The organism is Anoxynatronum sibiricum, assembly GCF_039414295.1.
Lineage (GTDB): Bacteria > Bacillota > Clostridia > Peptostreptococcales > Tindalliaceae > Anoxynatronum > Anoxynatronum sibiricum.
The window spans coordinates 1-16,371 of sequence record NZ_JBCITM010000025.1; the positions used below are offsets into that span (position 1 = coordinate 1).

15 protein-coding genes are annotated in these 16,371 nt (G+C 51.2%); 7 read left to right on the forward strand and 8 right to left on the reverse strand.

Going from position 1 to position 16,371, the window contains the following annotated elements; genetic code table 11:
- Nucleotides 1-246: 246 nt before the first annotated feature.
- On the reverse strand, nt 247-936 hold the full coding sequence (locus AAIG11_RS16050; protein WP_343187249.1) for a TetR/AcrR family transcriptional regulator: 690 nt from the start codon (nt 934-936) through the stop codon (nt 247-249).
- Nucleotides 937-1,415: 479 nt separating this feature from the next.
- On the opposite strand from AAIG11_RS16050, the gene AAIG11_RS16055 reads away from it, so the two are divergent.
- The 7 genes from AAIG11_RS16055 (at nt 1,416) to AAIG11_RS16085 (ending at nt 7,432) form a co-directional block, all read left to right on the forward strand.
- The gene (locus tag AAIG11_RS16055; RefSeq protein ID WP_343187250.1) at nt 1,416-2,504 is read left to right on the forward strand and encodes a TRAP transporter substrate-binding protein; all 1,089 of its coding nucleotides are present in this window, start codon (nt 1,416-1,418) and stop codon (nt 2,502-2,504) included.
- Between the two features lie 104 nt (nt 2,505-2,608).
- Nucleotides 2,609-3,112, forward strand: coding sequence for a TRAP transporter small permease (locus tag AAIG11_RS16060; protein ID WP_343187251.1), 504 nt, complete (start codon nt 2,609-2,611; stop codon nt 3,110-3,112).
- A complete protein-coding gene (locus AAIG11_RS16065) occupies nt 3,105-4,400 on the forward strand; it encodes a TRAP transporter large permease (protein ID WP_343187252.1) in 1,296 nt (431 codons plus the stop codon). Before AAIG11_RS16060 ends, AAIG11_RS16065 begins: the two co-directional genes overlap by 8 nt.
- 69 nt (nt 4,401-4,469) lie before the next feature.
- The gene (locus AAIG11_RS16070; protein ID WP_343187253.1) at nt 4,470-5,321 is read left to right on the forward strand and encodes a methyl-accepting chemotaxis protein; all 852 of its coding nucleotides are present in this window, start codon (nt 4,470-4,472) and stop codon (nt 5,319-5,321) included.
- Nucleotides 5,322-5,678: 357 nt separating this feature from the next.
- Nucleotides 5,679-6,002, forward strand: coding sequence for a PadR family transcriptional regulator (locus AAIG11_RS16075; protein ID WP_343187288.1), 324 nt, complete (start codon nt 5,679-5,681; stop codon nt 6,000-6,002).
- On the forward strand, nt 5,989-6,639 hold the full coding sequence (locus tag AAIG11_RS16080) for an ABC transporter ATP-binding protein (RefSeq protein WP_343187254.1): 651 nt from the start codon (nt 5,989-5,991) through the stop codon (nt 6,637-6,639). The genes AAIG11_RS16075 and AAIG11_RS16080 overlap by 14 nt, the downstream gene beginning before the upstream one ends.
- The gene (locus tag AAIG11_RS16085; protein ID WP_343187255.1) at nt 6,632-7,432 is read left to right on the forward strand and encodes an ABC transporter permease; all 801 of its coding nucleotides are present in this window, start codon (nt 6,632-6,634) and stop codon (nt 7,430-7,432) included. The genes AAIG11_RS16080 and AAIG11_RS16085 overlap by 8 nt, the downstream gene beginning before the upstream one ends.
- A gap of 116 nt (nt 7,433-7,548) precedes the next feature.
- On the opposite strand, the gene AAIG11_RS16090 is transcribed toward AAIG11_RS16085, so the two are convergent.
- The 7 genes from AAIG11_RS16090 to AAIG11_RS16120 form a co-directional block, all read right to left on the reverse strand.
- Nucleotides 7,549-8,010: a flavodoxin family protein gene (locus AAIG11_RS16090; protein ID WP_343187256.1), complete on the reverse strand. Its 462-nt coding sequence runs from the start codon at nt 8,008-8,010 to the stop codon at nt 7,549-7,551.
- Nucleotides 8,011-8,168: 158 nt separating this feature from the next.
- Nucleotides 8,169-10,487, reverse strand: coding sequence for a xanthine dehydrogenase family protein molybdopterin-binding subunit (locus tag AAIG11_RS16095; RefSeq protein ID WP_343187257.1), 2,319 nt, complete (start codon nt 10,485-10,487; stop codon nt 8,169-8,171).
- Nucleotides 10,484-11,059: a (2Fe-2S)-binding protein gene (locus AAIG11_RS16100; RefSeq protein WP_343187258.1), complete on the reverse strand. Its 576-nt coding sequence runs from the start codon at nt 11,057-11,059 to the stop codon at nt 10,484-10,486. The genes AAIG11_RS16095 and AAIG11_RS16100 overlap by 4 nt, the downstream gene beginning before the upstream one ends.
- Complete coding sequence (locus AAIG11_RS16105; protein ID WP_343187259.1) at nt 11,056-11,895, reverse strand: FAD binding domain-containing protein; 840 nt, start codon at nt 11,893-11,895, stop codon at nt 11,056-11,058. Before AAIG11_RS16105 ends, AAIG11_RS16100 begins: the two co-directional genes overlap by 4 nt.
- 3 nt (nt 11,896-11,898) lie before the next feature.
- Nucleotides 11,899-13,263 (reverse strand): uracil-xanthine permease family protein, encoded by a 1,365-nt coding sequence (locus tag AAIG11_RS16110; RefSeq protein ID WP_343187260.1) that lies wholly within the window; start codon nt 13,261-13,263, stop codon nt 11,899-11,901.
- Nucleotides 13,264-13,636: 373 nt separating this feature from the next.
- Complete coding sequence (locus tag AAIG11_RS16115) at nt 13,637-14,425, reverse strand: Na-translocating system protein MpsC family protein (protein ID WP_343187261.1); 789 nt, start codon at nt 14,423-14,425, stop codon at nt 13,637-13,639.
- Complete coding sequence (locus tag AAIG11_RS16120; RefSeq protein WP_343187262.1) at nt 14,422-16,368, reverse strand: ABC transporter substrate-binding protein; 1,947 nt, start codon at nt 16,366-16,368, stop codon at nt 14,422-14,424. Before AAIG11_RS16120 ends, AAIG11_RS16115 begins: the two co-directional genes overlap by 4 nt.
- Nucleotides 16,369-16,371 lie beyond the last annotated feature (3 nt).

Consider the following 16,371-nt stretch of genomic DNA (forward strand, 5'->3'; position numbering starts at 1 on the left):
CGCCACTATCCTTGATAATAGAGGATAGGAATACCCTTTCTCAAAGCAATATCACCCCTCAAAACTGATTCTAAGCGCAAAAAAGCCATGTTTCATCTCTAAAACATGACTTTTTCGACAACCTCAAAAGAGCGCTGCACGCTCTTTTTTGTTGAAAGCAAAGCATTTTAGGAATGATCCAGTAGTGCCCGCATCATCTGCGGCCAACATAGGAAGCTTAAGCGTATCGTTGGCACAGTAATTTCCCTATGCTTTCGTTGTTTTCCTCATCAGCACGCCAGATAACAGTTTTTCCATATAGTCCTCTATTTTGACCTCCAAATCAAAAATGCCGTCATGCAAACACCAGTTAAACACCACACCTCTGGCAGCAATCATGCAAAAATCTGCAAGCTCTTCCGCCGTCATGGTTTCAACAATCTGACCAGTCCTTTGACCTTCGCCAATGATTCTAATCAACATTTTCGGCATGTAGCGGTCTTTTGCAATAAACAGCTTGTTTTTAGAACTGTAAAGCTGACAGGCATTATCCAGTCCCCTGTCTTTCGTATACTTTGCGTAGTAGCGAAAAAAGATGAGCAACTGCCCAAAAGCATCAGATCCGTTTTCAATGAGTTCTTTTTCCACCACTTCCTGAAAGTAATCATCAGCTTTGCGGTAAATATCCACCAGAATATCGTCTTTTGACTTGAAGTAATTGTAGAAGGTGCCTACCGAAACGCCAGCTTTTTTGCTTATTTCTTCAATCGAGGTGTTATTGAGTCCTTTGATTTCCATCAACTCGAGAGCCGTTTTATAGACGCGGTTTCTGGTATCATTTGCCTGGATCTGCCTTTTGGTCAATCGCTGCTTCGTCTCCACATTCCCTTCTCCTTTTGCTAAATGCCCATATTTCACTTTGTTGAGAATTCTATTTAGCTGATTATACAATCGCACCCAGATAATGTCAAACTTAATGAACACATTCATCAAGTTTATTCAGTCAAAAACCTTGTCAAATGAGTCTCTGAGCGCCATGGCAAATTTTGATAATTCGTTTATTTCGCTTTGTTTGCAATATTTTTAATCTTTTTCTATTGACATCAGGGGCATTCTCATTTTATACTGAATTTGTTCACTGAATATGTTCATTTTTACCGTCCCATGTATTTTCTGCTCAGGAAACAACTCAGCCTAATCCACCAACCAAACGAAATGTCCCTCGGCCATATGATCCAGAAAGGGTGATTGTTTTATCGATGAGCAACCGCCTCTCGTCTACAACTGTCTCTTGATAACCGTCCCTTGGAAAAAAATTTTTCATGTTTAACAGTGGCAGTATGGAAATATCTGACTCACACTCGTCACCTGATCATCCATTACCGCGTAAATATGAAATAGGGCTGTGCCAAGAATACGTTAGGGGGAAAACGTTTATGTTGAGAAAAAAGAGTAATGTCACTATCCTTATGCTGGTTCTTTTAATCCTTTCACTTGTGGTTGCAGGATGTGGTAACGGTGGTAACGGCAGTAGTGGCGGAGATGGTGGAAGCAGTGATAATGCCGGCAGCGAAAGCACCGGCGGCCAAAAAGTTGAGTTGGTCATGAATCACTTTATGCCTGCCGTTCATCCAATGCATGTGAATGTGCTGGAGCCATTCGCTGCTGATGTCTTTGAAAAAACAGAAGGACGAGTCGAAATTTTTATTCATGCAGGTAATGCGCTGGCTGCACCAGGTGAAACATATGATGCCATGGAGCAGGGAATTATCGATATGGCATTCACTCTGCCAGCCTACACACCAGGTCGTTTCCCACTCTCCACCATTCTGGAATTTCCTTTCATGTTTTCGTCCTCTTTGCAGGGCAATCTGACAGCCAGGGAATTATGGCCCTTTCTACAGGAACATGACTATAAAGGCTCCAAACTGTTATGGTTCGGCGGCTCTGACTTAGGACACCTTCTTTTGTCCGGTTCTGTGGAAACCGTCGATGACATGGCAGGCCTGAGGTTAAGATCCCCAGGCCCTGTGTATAATGACGTTATTGAAGCACTGGGAGCCGTTCCAGTCACAACTCCGGTAAGTGATTTGTATGATTCCATTGACCGCGGCATTGTTGATGGCACTTTCATGGCTCCTTCAGGGCTGATTTCATTCCGTCTGTCGGAAGTTGTCACTGATGTGGTGGAGCTGGATTTATATATCACACCATTTATCATGGCCATGAATCAGGCAAAGTGGGATTCCATTTCCCCACAAGACCAGGCTGCTATTGAAGAACTGCTGCAAGAATTCCCGGAAATCGTTGGCAATCAATATGATTATGAAATTGAACATGCCATGGACCACGCTCACGAAGTGGGAATCAATGTTTCCACATTCTCTGACGCAGAACTGGCAAAGTTTCATGAAATCGTAGATCCACTTGTTGAAAAATGGATCGCTGCAATGGAAGCTGCCGGTTTGCCAGGGCAAGAAGCCTATGATTTGGCAGTGCAGAAGGCCAGTGAATACGAACAATAAATACGGACAACTCAGCGATTGACTAAAGCACGAACCATTCACCTTTCCTTCCGGAGTCAGCTCCTGGGGGAAAGGTGATTCTACAATACCACGGAGGTGGTCACATGCAATCCGTCAAAAAAGCAGTTACCACCCTCACCAAAGCGGCAACGCTGATTAGTATCATTGTCATTTTTGGAACGATGATGCTTACTGTCTTTGATGTTTTGGGGAGGTTTATTTTTAACAAACCAATTGCCGGCACGTTTGAGCTAACCCGCATTGGCTTAGCCATGATCGTTTTCCCCGCACTGGGAGTTGCTCAGCTTGAAAAGGAAAACATCGGAATTACCATTGTGTATGACCGCCTTGGCCTGACTGTTCGCAAAGTCCTTGATGTTTTGATTGCAGTGGTAAGTCTGGTTTTATTTTCCATCGTGTTTTGGCAAATGATCAAGCATGCTCAGCGCATTCAGGCCTCCGGTCTCATTACCAGCGTATTAAGAATGCCTGTTCACCCATGGATATTAGCCGGAGCGGCAGGTGTTTTTGTTCTGGTGCTGGTGTTAATCATTGATTTTATAGAAACCATTCAGGCGCTAAAGGGAGGGAATGCAGGCGATGAGTAACGAGATGATTGGCTTACTGGGAATTGTACTACTCTTTGTCCTGATCTTGATCAAAATTCCTATTGGATTTTCCATGATCATTGTGGGTGCATTGGGCTATGCGGTGCTGATGAGTCCGGCAGCTGCACTCGCCAAGTTGGGGGCAGACCTCTTTAATAATGCACACAGCTATTCCCTCAGCGTGATCCCCATGTTTACACTGATGGGTATGTTTATCGGTCAGTCTGGGTTGGGAAGAGATCTGTTTCGGGCTTTTAACGCCTGGCTTGGCCATATTCGCGGCGGTTTGTCAATCGCAACAGTGGTCACCTGTGCTGCTTTTGCTGCCGTATCAGGCTCAGTGATTGCAACAACGGCAACCATCGCTACCGTTGCGGTGCCCGAAATGCGTGCAATGAAATATAAAGACAGCCTGATCGCAGGATGTGTGGCCTCGGGGAGCACCCTTGGAATTTTGATTCCACCCAGTTCTGTGCTTATTATTTACGGTGTGTTGACAGAGGAATCCATTGGACAGCTCTTGATTGCCGGTATTCTGCCTGGTCTGATGACGGCATTTTTGCTGGCTCTGACTGCCTATATTATGGTTAGAATTAATCCGTCACTTGCTCCGGGGGTGGTCAAATCAACCTTCAGCGACCGTATGAACTCCTTGAAACTTGTTTGGCCCATCCCCATGATTTTCATCATCACCATGGGTGGTATCTACCGCGGTGTCTTTACACCCACCGAGGGTGGTGCCATCGGCGCGTTCATGTCTTTGATTTTCTGCCTCGTCGGCAGAAGGATAAAGTGGCAAGGGTTTACAGCCTCTCTCACTGAAACAGCAAAAGTAGTGGCAATGCTGATGATTATGCTGGTTGGAGGTGTCATGTTTGGCAACTTTTTATCCATTAGCAGAATCCCGCTGTTTTTAACCAGGCACATGAGCGATTTGCCGCCATTGATTCTCATGACAACGATTTTCCTTTGCTATTTTGTTGCCGGATTTTTCATGGATGCCATGGCCATTCTTGTAATTTTCACCGGTCTATTCTATCCAATGGTGCTGGCCGCCGGCTACAATGGGATCTGGTACGGGGTTGTCACCATCCTCATGATCTTAATCGGATTCCTCACACCACCGGTAGGTGTTGTCAGTGTCATTACGGCAAGTATTTCAAAAATCAAACTGGAAACAGTGTTTAAAGGCGTGATCCCTTTCTGGATAGCTTTGATTGTATCCACCTTTATCATTATCCTTTTCCCAAGCATTGCGACCTATCTGCCAAACTTAATGATGCGGTAGTCAGATCGCCATCCTATTGATCCTCGGCTCACTCTATTTGAACGTATGCTCTGTCGATGGAGGGATTAGATGAACACAGACAACGCTCAACCCAAGCCCCTTGAGTCCCAGGAAATTATCAATACGCTTTTGCACCTGGCACCCATGATTCAGCAATTATTTCCCTTCGACTGTATGTTGGCCGTTACTGACAGGAACACGATTCTTAAAAATGTTCAGACAAGTACCTTCACCGCGGACAGTGAAGGGCTCAATGTTAAAAAAGGCAGTTCCATTGAAAAGGCCATGCAAACCGGCAAGGTGACGAAAGCTCAGGTGCCAAAGGAAGTCTATGGCGTCCCCTTTAATGCCATTTCAGTACCGGTGACCGATGAAAGTGGTCTTGTCATTGGATGTATGAGCATTGCCATCAGTCTCGAACAGCAGGAGCTCCTGAACGAGGCATTGCAGTCTTTTTTCAGCAATTCAGAAGAAATCGTCTCCACCACTGAAGCCTTAACCGCTTCTGCCCAGGAATTATCCGGCGAAATGACGCTTCTCAATGAGATGCAGCAGGAAATGATTCGCCAGGTTGAAGATACTGATGCCATTCTGGGAATGATCGAAAAGATTGCTTCCAGCTCCAACATGCTGGGCCTTAATGCTTCCATTGAAGCAGCCCGGGCAGGATCTCAGGGCAAAGGGTTTGCCGTTGTGGCAGGAGAGATTCGAAAAATGGCCGATCAAAGCACAAGTGCTATCTCTGAAATCAAGCGAATTACCGATCAATTAAAGCAAAAGGTTGCCACCATTAGTCAATCAACACAACGCGTCTCTGAAATTGCCCTGGCCCAGGCAGCCTCATCCGAAGAAATCAGTGTTGCATTGCAGCAGCTTTCAAGTTCTGTTTCTGACATGGAAAAAGCTGCCAAAATCATGTGATGGCATTCTTTAATGATTGTTCCCTGAACGGATTTTTCATTGCTTCTATCAGTCAATTCGAGTGGACACCTGTCCCCTGGAATTTTATCAAGCGTCGTGTCCACTCTCTTTATTTGTTCTGATATTCCATTGACCTCTTCTCTAACAATTTGATTCAAACAAAGAAGTCTTCTGTCATCTGTGCAGAAGGCTTCTTTGTCTATGCAGGAGGCTCTTTGTCTGTTCTATAATGTCGCTTGCATTGACCGGCAGCATTCAATCAACGCTTGCCGACTTGTAATGTCTTGAAAACTGTAGTATATTGTCATTAACGATTTCCGATATCGTATTTCGATTATACTAAAGGAGGATGTGATGATGGAAGACCGGGTACTCCGAAAACTGTTTCTTGGTTTTATTCAGATCCATTTGCTGCATCATGCTTCCAAGGAGCCCATCTACGGCTCATGGATGATGGATGAACTGCGTCACCACGGCTACGAAATCAGCCCCGGAACCCTTTACCCGATATTTCACTCCCTTGAAAAAGAGGGACATCTTGTTCATGAAACACGGGTGGACGATGGTCGAATGAGAAAGTACTATCGAACCACTCCCAAAGGCGATGCCTTGCTGGCGGCTGCCAGGGAAAAGGCCCTGGAACTGGTTCGGGAAACGGAGGGAAAGCATGTTTCAGATTAATCAGCTGCGCGTTGGTTCTATATTGGATATTCCTGCCCTGACCATTGAACCACAAACCATCACCTGTATCACCGGCGAAAGCGGCAGCGGAAAGAGTACTTTTTTGCGTCTGCTGAATCGAATGATCTCTCCTGATACTGGAACAATCAACTATCAGGGAACCCCCCTTGAAGAAATTGATCCGGTCACCCTGCGCCGCCAGGTGGTGATGATGTCTCAGGAGCCATTGCTTTTTCCCGGTAACATTGCCGATAATCTGCAGGTGGGCCTGCGCTTTTCAGAAAAACCGGATGCCTCGGTAATGGAACTGGCTGAGATGCTTCGGTTTGTCAAGCTGCAGCAACCACTGGATAAAGATCCCTTCAAACTCTCCGGCGGTGAAAAGCAGCGCCTGGCCCTTGGCCGGGTGCTGCTGATGAACCCCAATGTTTTGCTGCTGGATGAACCTTCTTCATCCCTTGACGATGAAACAGAAAGCTTCGTTTTGCAGCGTGTGGTGGAGCGTGTGCGTCAGCATCAGAAAACATTGTTGCTGGTCACCCATTCAAAAACCCTGGCGGCCTCCATGGGCGAAAAGCATCTTGCTTTTGCCCATGGCACGCCCAAGGATGTCACAGGAGGTATTTCCCATGAATGAGATCATTCAGCTTCAATTATGGCAGCTGGCTGCCGCCTATCTTTTTGTGGTACTGCTCATTCTGCTGGTCAAAGCCAGGGGTATTCCCAGAGAAAAAGAAATTTTTCTGGCCAGTGTCCGTATGACGCTGCAGCTCATTGCAACCGGTTACGTGCTGGTGCTGATTTTCGACAACCCTCACCCCGCCACCACACTACTCACATTGATGGTGATGCAGGCTTTTGCCGTCTTCAACATTTACCAGCGGATTAAATCGCCCTTGACACCGGCCCTTAAAAGGATCATTGCCCTTGCCATGATTCTGGGAACAGGTGTCAGCCTCTTCTTCTTTATTCTGGTGGTAATTCGCCTGGTTCCCTGGTACCACCCCCAGTATTTCATTCCTCTGGGGGGGATGATCATTGGCAGTTCCATGACTGGAATTGCACTGGGAGCCGGAAAGCTTATCGACGGTGTTCACCAACAGCGCCAGTTGGTGGAAGGTGCCTTGATGCTGGGAGCCACCCCCGCCGCAGCTGTCCGCCCTCTTGCCAACAGCGCCTTTGACGCTGCCATTCTACCCACCATCAACTCCATGCTGGGGATGGGAATCGTCTTTCTACCCGGAATGATGACTGGTCAGATTCTTTCAGGCGTTTCTCCCGTAACCGCCATTGAATACCAGATTGCCATTATGCTGGGAATCACCGGCAGTGTCACGCTGACAGTGTTTCTCATGGTTTTTTATGGCTCACGAAGTTTTTTCAACCAGCATCAACAACTGGAGCTGCCCGCTGAACCGCCCCGTTCCTAAATTATCCCGCTGACATAAGAAGGTCTTTCAGTGATCTCTTTTTGCTGCTTCGGGAAAATAATAAGGCTGTCCCCGACGGAAGATCGTCTGAGGACAGCCTTATTGATTTTCATCCTTTAAAAACATCGCACCATTGAATCCACACATGCGGCCACACTTTGTTCCTGCTTTGATGCTGCCCAGAAAGCCACGGCACTGCCGGCCACCTGAGCGTTCTTGTCTTTGCAGATTTGTTTCATGGTATTCAGAGCCCGATTGCCGCCTGTCCAGGCAAAAGGAATCTGTTTGGTGACCATGACAGCCGTCTTTTTACCTGCCAGTGAGGGCAGCTGTTCCAGATAGGCTTTCATTACCGCGCTGAGAGAAAAGGCCTGCACCGGTGACCCGAAGATCAGGCCTTCATAGCCGTCCACCGCCGGCGTTTCTGCCAGCTGAAACTTCCCTTCTGCCGGTTCACCGGTAACAGTCACCTGCTCCAGGACGGCTTCGTGGCCAGCTTCTCCCAGTTTCTCCCTGATTTTTTCCGCCACCGACAGGGTATGGCCGGTTTGAGAGTACACTATGATACCAATTTTCATGCTTCATCTGCCACCTTTCTTCACTTCATCAACGGATCATTTAACACTGTACTTGACATGACGTTAGCCATTGTTAAAAGTCTGTAACTTTTCTACTTTGATGTTGTGAAAATAGCCATTGTTGTAAAACTGGTTCGGCAGTTTTGAAAGCAAGAACATTAATTACTTTTGATGACTTTCAGTTGAAGAAAGACCTTTTCCGGTGTGGCGGGCAGTTCCCGGATTCGCACACCGCAGGCATTGTAAATGGCGTCGGTGATGGCAGGTGCCACGGTGTTCACGACCACTTCACCAATGGATTTGGCACCATAGGGACCAGTGTCGTCAAAGCCGTCCAGGAGCTCCACCCGAATGGTGCCCACATCGGTGCGTCCCGGCAGTTTGTATTGCATGAAGGTATCCTGAATCAGTTTGCCACTGGTGGTATAGGCGGCTTCCTCATAAAGGGCCAGCCCGATGCCCTGGGCAATGCCGCCTTCTGCCTGCACTTTTGCCAGCATGGGATTGATGGGAGTGCCGCAGTCCACCACGCCCACAAAGTCTTCCAGTGTGACCTGGCCGGTCTCCAGATCCACTTCCACCTGAGCGAAGCCGGCCATGAAGGGCGGTGCCGCTTTCTTAGGCACATAGGAGCCGGTAACAGACAGTTGTTCATGGATGACGCTGTAGGTAATTTTTTGGGAAAATTCAGCCAGGCTGATGGTTTCATAAGGCTGGCGGCGAATCACCTGTTCACCATCGAAATCAATGTTTTCTTCCACCGTATCAAAATAGGCGGCACCGGTTTTCTGAATGGCTGCCAGCATTTTGGCGGCGGCGTCCAGAATGGCATTGCCGGTGGTATAGGTGGTGCTGGAAGCATAGGCCCCACTGTCAAAAGGGGTCAGGTCGGTATCGGCGGTGTAGAGAACGATGCGATCCATGGGAACTCCCAGTGCTTCTGCAGCTATCTGGGTGAGTATGGTGTCGGCACCGGTACCAATGTCGGTGGATCCCAGGGTCAGGCTGAAAAAACCGTCGTCATTGAGTTTCAAGCTGGCAGCCGCCATATCAATATTGGGAAGCCCTGAACCCTGCTGAGAGATGGCCATGCCCACGCCTCGCACCCGGGTACTGCTCATCTGTTGCCGGGGATAGGTGCTTTCCCATTCAATGAGCTCTTTGCCCCGGGCCACACAGGCTTCCAGCAGGCAGCTGTCCATGAGCATGGGTGCCTCGCCGGCGCCTTTGGTGACCATGTTGTAAAGGGGGGTGGTTTCCCCCTGGCGAATCATATTTTTCTCCCGTACCACCGCCGGATCAAGCCCCAGTTCATGGGCCAGCTCGTTGATGGCCGATTCCAGAGCAAAGATGCCCTGGGTGACACCGTAACCCCGCAGGGCACCGCCGGGCACATGGTTGGTGTAGACCGCCTTGCCCTGAAACCGGCAGGCTTCCACCCGGTTGTAGAGAGTGAGAACTTTCTTTCCCGCACTGCCCAGGGTGGTGGCCGCATGCTCCCCATAGGCACCTGTATCCCAGATGCCGTTCATGTCAATGGCCTTAAGAGTGCCATCCCGGGAGGCTCCCAGGGTGATGGTAAACGTCATGGCGTGGCGTGAGGTGGTTCCCCGAAATACTTCCCGGCGGGTGTAGACGATTTTTGCCGGCCGGCCGGTTTTCATGGTGATGAGGGCAGGGTAAAACTCTGAATGGACCGTTTGTTTGGAGCCAAAGCCGCCGCCAATTCGGGGCTTGATCACCCGTATGCGGGAGGCGGGTAGGTCCAGGGCATTGGCCAGTATGCGCCGCACATGGAAGGGAATTTGGGTGGAGCTGACCACCACCAGACGCCCGTAAACATCCAGATAGGTGAAAGTGCGCTGGGTTTCCATCATGGCCTGGGCCTGTCCCTGAGTGCGGTAGGTATGGGTGGTCACCAGGTCACAGTCCGGCATCACTTCATCCACCTGTCCCAGTTCAAAGGCAACGGTGCCGGCGATGTTTCGCCGGGGGTCAAACCCGAAGCTGGCTTTTGCCAATATTTCCGGTTCGGGGTGGATGGGTGGCTGGCTGTCGGCGGTTTCCATGTCCAGCACCAGGGGCAGTGGCTCGTAGGTGACTTTGATGAGCTTCATGGCTTTTTCCGCCGCCTGGAGAGTCTCCGCTGCCACGATGGCCACATCGTCTCCCACGTGACGCACGGTGGCATCCAACAAAAACTTATCGTGGGGCGACAGTTCCGGGTAGCTTTGCCCTGCCCGGGTAAAGGGCTTTCGAATCACGTCTTCGTGGGTGAGGACACAGACCACCCCCGGCACTTTTTCTGCCCGGGTTTTATCGATGCGGGAAATGCGGGCATGGGCATGGGGGCTGCGCAGCACCCGCACCACCAGTGCATCCCGGGGAGTCAGGTCGTCGGTATACACGCCTTTGCCGGTGACCAGGCTCATGCCGTCCATTTTTGGCAGGCTTTGTTTTACAATTTTCAGCGTCATGGGGTCACCTTCCCTTCTCCAGAAATCGGGCGTGCTGCCCCTGGCACATTGTCAGCAGCCACAGCGCAGGTGTTTTCAGCATGTTTGGCACCGGCTTCATCTGGCAGCAGGTTTTCCCTGCCGGCTTTGGCTGCGAAGTAGGCCTTGATGGCCCGCAGCTGGCTGGCGTAGCCGGTACAGCGGCATAAATTTCCTTTTAGATGGTGCATGATCTCTGCTTCTGTGGGCTGTGCCACCAGGGATTCCAGATAGAGGATGTTCATCACAGTGCCACTGGTGCAATAACCGCACTGGTCTGCCCCTTCTGCCACAAAACAGCTGGCAATGGCAACGGCTGCCTCGGGCACACCTTCTATGGTGGTGATTTCCCGCCCTTCAGCTTTCACCGCCAGCAGCACACAGGAGAGCACCGCCCGGCCATCCAGATGAACGGTACAGACACCGCAGTTGCCGGTGTCACAGGCCTGGCGCACTCCCAGGCAGCCGTTTTCCCTTAGCACATCCACCAGATAGGCATCGGGGGAGATTTCAAGGATTTTGGCAACACCGTTGATGGTGGTATTCAATTTCATGACCGACCACCTCCTTCATTGCAAGCCCTAAGCACCCGGGCTACCAGTACCCGGCAAAGATGCTGCCGGTATTCACTGGTGCTCCGGCTGTTGGTACCGAAAACCAACTCCCCGGCGGCGGTTTCTGCGGCCTGCTGAATGACTTCTTCAGTCCAGATCATCTGTGAAGATTCATTGAGGGTCGCCGCTGTCTCTTTCAGAAAGGCCATGGCACTGTGAGCCAGCGCTGCCCGGCGGGGCCGGGCTCCCACACTGATGCGCAGCTTTCCATTGACCACCGCTGCCGCCGCATTGAGAAGGGCGTAATCGCCAGCAGTTTTGCGCAGCGAAGCAAATCCGCTTCGACAGCTTTCTTTTTCAATAGTAATGGCTTCCAGCACATCTTTCCCGCCGGCTCCCTGCTCTAAAAAAGTCTCCAGCGGCATTTCCCCTGCCTGATGCAGCCGCACCTTCACCGGCAGAGCCAAGAGGCCGGTGATCAGATCGGAAAATCCGTACCGGGCGTAGACACTGGCACCCACCGTCACCACATTGCGCAGCTGCACTCCCACAATTTCCCTGACGGCGGCGGCCGGGAGGCCGGCGTACAGCCGGTTCAGCTCCCGGTGCTGTTCCAGTTCACCCAAAGTCACCGCGGCACCGATTTCCCAGTGGTCATCATGTTCTGTGATGCAGTGAAGCCCACACCGGGAGAGGTCAATGAGGGTGGTGATGTTCTTGCTGCCCATCCGCAGAAAGGCACCGCCCCCCAGCAGCGTGGCGAAGCGGTTCTGCTGCAGGGCTTCAAAGGCTTCAGCCGTTGTTGAGGGGGTTATCACGTTTTTAACGGTGATCATACACTATCCCTCCTGTTCCATCTCTTTTCTTTCCTGTTGTTCGTCTGCCAGGGTTTTTTGGGGCAAAATCAGGTTCAGGGTAAAGGCCACGATGGTGGCGATGACCACGGCTGAACGCCCAAAGACCATCATCACCCAGTCAGGGAAGAGTTCCAGTGACTGGGGCACCTGGGTGATACCAATGCCCATGGCCACTGCCAGGCCCACAATGGCCATGTTGCGTCCAGAAAGTTCATCCTGAATAATCAGTTTGATACCTGTCATGGTGATCATGGCAAAAACGGTGATGGTGGCACCTCCCAGCACACTCTGGGGAATGGTGGTCATCACGGCTCCAAATTTGGGCACAAAACCTGCCAACAGAATGAAGGCAGCGGCAATGCCCAGTACGAAACGACTGACCACTTTCGTCATGGCCACAATGCCCACGTTCTGGCTGTAGGTGGCAGTGGGCAGCCCCCCAAAGAAAGAAGCCACAATGCTGGAAACCCCGTTACCCACAATCCCGCCGGAAAGTTCTCTGTCAGTGACTTCCCGACCCATACCACCCACCGTGGTGGCTGAAAGATCGCCCACGGCCTGAACTGAGTTAACAATGTACATGATGACCATGCTGAGAATGGCCGGCGGATAAAATTCGATGCCAAAGTGAAGGGGTCGGGGAAGGGCAAACCAGGCGGCTTCTGCCACAGGAGCAAAGCTCACCAGATTCAGTAAGATGGCGATGACATAGCCTACAGCGATGCCTACCAAAATGGAAGCCAATTTGAAATATCCTTTTGCAAACTGATTGCAAAACAGTACCACTGACAGGGTGATGATGGCCACTGCCCAATTGGTGTATGAGCCATAAGTGGGGGATCCCACGCCTCCGGCGATGTAGTTGATGGCGATGGGGTAGAGGGACAGGCCAATGGTGAACACCACAGTTCCCGCCACCAGGGGAGGAAAATATTTGCGCACATGCTTGATGAAGATTCCCACCAGAACGGCGACACATCCACCCACCAGCTGGGCACCAAAAATACCGGCAATGCCGTACTGGGAACCAATGGCGATGATGGTGGGCACGTAGGCAAAGCTGACGCCCATGATCACCGGAAGACCTGAACCCACTTTACCAATGGGGTACAGCTGCAGCAGGGTGGCAATACCCGCAATGAACATGGCACACTGCACCAGCAGCGTGCGGTCGGCAGAATTCAGACCCACCACACCGGCAATGATGATGGCCGGGGTCACGTTACCCACAATCATGGCCAGTACGTGCTGAAGACCCAGGGGAACGGCTTTTCCCAAAGCAGGGACACCGTTCAGATCAAAAACAGAGGTGCTGCGGGGCGCTGCGTTGTTGACGGCTTTTTCCATTTGTTGCTCCTCCTTTTTTTCATGCATGTTTTTTCACGCGTCGCTTCTTTCCTTCTTCCATGACTGCTGGCTTGTGCCGCCTCAAGCGCTGGAATCCAGGCAAATAAAAAGGCCAGCACAAAACGAGGGTTTCCCCTCCTCGTGCCGGCCACCTGGAGCGTCATGTTTTCTGATCTCCGGTCACTGCCGTCCGCATGTTCAGTTGTAACTGCTTGGGAGATTCATTGCCCGCAGCAGGCTTGGCGTCCTGCCGGGGTGAATTTTCTTAAGTTTCCAAATACATTTTATCATAACCCAAACCATGATGCAATATTAACAACAGTGTCTCCTGCTCTAAAAAAATCTACACATCTACTTTTACGAAATTCGCTGGCTACAGGATGGCAAAAACCAGTTTTTCCTGGTCTTTTCGGCTGTCGCAGACCACTTCGTCAAGGCGCAGGGAACAGCCCGCCACCTGGGACAAGTTCTTCACCAGCGTCTGCTGATTTTCGGTGTAAAAAAGGCGCCGGTGATAGTCCACCAGGCTGTGATGCCGTCGATTCACCAAGATTCCCTCTTCCAGACGGGTGAGACATCCCCTGGCACGAATCTCAATACTGCCGGCGGTCAGAGAAACGTGAAGATCCCGGGGGCCTTTGCCGGTGTTTTGTTTCATGAACCGGGCCATTTCCCCTTTGATTTTCATCTCCATTTCTGCCAGCTCGTCACCGTTGGCCAGACACCTTTCCCCCAGCACCACCAGGCATTTTTCCTTTTTGATGATCTCCCGAGCCACCTGATGCATCTGCTCCAGCAGTTCTTCCAGCTGAATGGGTTTCACCACGTACCGGACAATGCCCACACCGACGGCTTCAATGATGGTGTCGCTGTCGGAAAGGGCTGAGGTGATGATCACCGGAATCTCCAGTCCCGTCTGGCGCAACCGCCGCACCATGGACAGCCCATCCATTTCAGGCATTTTTAGGTCGGTGATGATCAGTTGTGGCGGCTGCTCTTCCACCGCCTTTAAGGCTTCCAAACCATTGGCAGCCAGTCGAAGACGGCCCACTCGCCGTTTCAGGTAGAGGGCCAGTTCCTGGCGGGTATCACTGTCGTCTTCCACATAGAGCACATGGAGCCGGTTTAAGGCTGCCGGTGAGGCTGATTTCTCAGTTGTCATGCGTTAACTGCTCCCTTCTCTTCAGGAATCCGGATGGTCATGACGGCTCCCTGGGTGCTGTTTTCCCAGCGGAGGGTGCCTTTGAGGCTGTTCTCCACAATGGTTTTGGTCATGTAGAGACCCAGACCGGTTCCCTGCTTTTGAGGCTTGGTACTGAAGTAGGGCTCAAAAATACGGTCGGCGATGGTTGCTGGAATGCCGCCGCCAGTGTCGGCAATACTCACGGCCACCCAGGGGGTATCGTTGTCAATGGTGATGTGGATTTTTCGCTGAGAGATCTGTTTTTCCACCAAAGCATCCACCGCATTGGCAATGAGGTTGAACGCCGCCTGGGAAAACTGATTGCGGTATCCCCAGGCACGTAGATTTTCATCGGCCTCTGTGGTCACCTGAATTTTGTGAAGCAGGAAACGGTCTTCCATCAGATCAAGCACTTCCTCCACTGCTTCCATCACCCGAAATGCCTCCCCCTGTGTGGTGGGATTGGCAAATTGCATAAAATCGTCAATGGTGCCGGACATGCGGCCAATGAGTTTACGGCTTTTATCCATGGATTGAATCATGTGACTTTCATCCAGTTCGCCGTGCCAGAAAGCATCTTCCAGATTGCCCAGCACCAGCCCCAGGTTGTTCAGCGGCTGCCGCCACTGGTGAGCAATGTGTGTCACCATTTCTCCCATGGCAGCCATGCGGGCCTGGTAGAGCATAAAGGCTTCTTTTCGCTGATTTTCCTCCCGTTCCTGTTGGAACAACTTCTCAAGACGTCGGGCGGCACTGCGGGAAGTGATGGTCACCAGCAAAAATCCGGTGAGTACCAGAAACCCCACCAGTGTGAGTACCCGGAGCAATTGTTGCTGATGTTCCTGTTTTTCCTGTTGCAGACGGCTGTAATCGAAGATAAACTGAGACAGGTCAAGGGGTTCTGAGAGGAGCCCCAGCCTAGTGAGGGCCTGATGGGTCTGTTCCCATCGAAAGGGATGAAGGTTGCCCACTTCCACCACCGGATAATAGGTGAGTTCCAGCACCTGTTGGGCCTGAAACCGGTTGTAGGACAACAGTTCACTGGCATGAAAAAACCGATGGTCGCCAGCCTCATCACCATTGCCAGCCAGGGAGTTCTGGAAAACATCCGTCATGGCTTTTGCCATTTCTTCAGGATTATTCAGGGCATGCCGCCATCCTTTCAGAGTGGCCTGGCGAAAAGCCTCCACCAGCTCTGGATCGTCCCGGGTGAGCCGGGTGGTGGCAAAAAGCGAGTCACCATAAAAATCGATGCCGTAATCCAGCGGACGCAGTGCTGCCACAGGGACACCGGCTCTGCGGGCTTCCATCAGAAGACTGCCCAGGTATACGGGTACCACCTCATAACGACCGGTGGTGAGGTCTTCCAAGGTAAAGCTGCCGCTTTTTTCCGTGTATGGGAGTTGTCCGGGATCGATGCCTTCAGCAATGAGCATGGCCTGCAGCTCCACATCCAGCAGGTCGTGGTGTCGGCGGGCGACGGTGAGATCCAGTAAATCCACCAGTGTGGTCATGCGGGTTTCTTCCAGCCGATAATAGGCCACGGCACTCCGCTGAAAAATGGCTGCCACCACCGAAAGAGCTTCCCCCTGTTCATTGGCCATCAAAATGTCCACCGCTCCCACACCAAAATCTGCCCTGCCGGACTGCACTTCTTCAGTGGCCTGCCGCACTTCTCCATTTTCATCAAAGGCAGAGCGTATGGTAACATCCAGCCCGGCATCAGCGTAATACCCCTGCCACAAAGCAGCGTAATATCCCGCAAACTGAAACTGGGGCTCCCAGCGCAGCTGCAGGGTGACCGGCCTGAGAGGGGCCGCCTGCGGCAGTGTTCCCCCAGTGGCAGATGCATTGATCATCGTTATGTTCAGCAGGCACACCAGGGAAATAGCAACTGCTAAAATGGTTGGTTTTGAGCGCATGAA

What these genes read in the sequence shown, in the direction of transcription:
- AAIG11_RS16100 (WP_343187258.1), bottom strand. Translation starts at nt 11,059, where the DNA reads ATGAAATTGAATACCACCATCAACGGTGTTGCCAAAATCCTTGAAATC.
- AAIG11_RS16070 (WP_343187253.1), top strand. Translation starts at nt 4,470, where the DNA reads ATGAACACAGACAACGCTCAACCCAAGCCCCTTGAGTCCCAGGAAATT.
- AAIG11_RS16095 (WP_343187257.1), bottom strand. Translation starts at nt 10,487, where the DNA reads ATGACGCTGAAAATTGTAAAACAAAGCCTGCCAAAAATGGACGGCATG.
- AAIG11_RS16065 (WP_343187252.1), top strand. Translation starts at nt 3,105, where the DNA reads ATGAGTAACGAGATGATTGGCTTACTGGGAATTGTACTACTCTTTGTC.
- AAIG11_RS16105 (WP_343187259.1), bottom strand. Translation starts at nt 11,895, where the DNA reads ATGATCACCGTTAAAAACGTGATAACCCCCTCAACAACGGCTGAAGCC.
- AAIG11_RS16075 (WP_343187288.1), top strand. Translation starts at nt 5,679, where the DNA reads ATGGAAGACCGGGTACTCCGAAAACTGTTTCTTGGTTTTATTCAGATC.
- AAIG11_RS16085 (WP_343187255.1), top strand. Translation starts at nt 6,632, where the DNA reads ATGAATGAGATCATTCAGCTTCAATTATGGCAGCTGGCTGCCGCCTAT.
- AAIG11_RS16055 (WP_343187250.1), top strand. Translation starts at nt 1,416, where the DNA reads ATGTTGAGAAAAAAGAGTAATGTCACTATCCTTATGCTGGTTCTTTTA.
- AAIG11_RS16110 (WP_343187260.1), bottom strand. Translation starts at nt 13,263, where the DNA reads ATGGAAAAAGCCGTCAACAACGCAGCGCCCCGCAGCACCTCTGTTTTT.
- AAIG11_RS16120 (WP_343187262.1), bottom strand. Translation starts at nt 16,368, where the DNA reads ATGCGCTCAAAACCAACCATTTTAGCAGTTGCTATTTCCCTGGTGTGC.
- AAIG11_RS16060 (WP_343187251.1), top strand. Translation starts at nt 2,609, where the DNA reads ATGCAATCCGTCAAAAAAGCAGTTACCACCCTCACCAAAGCGGCAACG.
- AAIG11_RS16080 (WP_343187254.1), top strand. Translation starts at nt 5,989, where the DNA reads ATGTTTCAGATTAATCAGCTGCGCGTTGGTTCTATATTGGATATTCCT.
- AAIG11_RS16090 (WP_343187256.1), bottom strand. Translation starts at nt 8,010, where the DNA reads ATGAAAATTGGTATCATAGTGTACTCTCAAACCGGCCATACCCTGTCG.
- AAIG11_RS16115 (WP_343187261.1), bottom strand. Translation starts at nt 14,425, where the DNA reads ATGACAACTGAGAAATCAGCCTCACCGGCAGCCTTAAACCGGCTCCAT.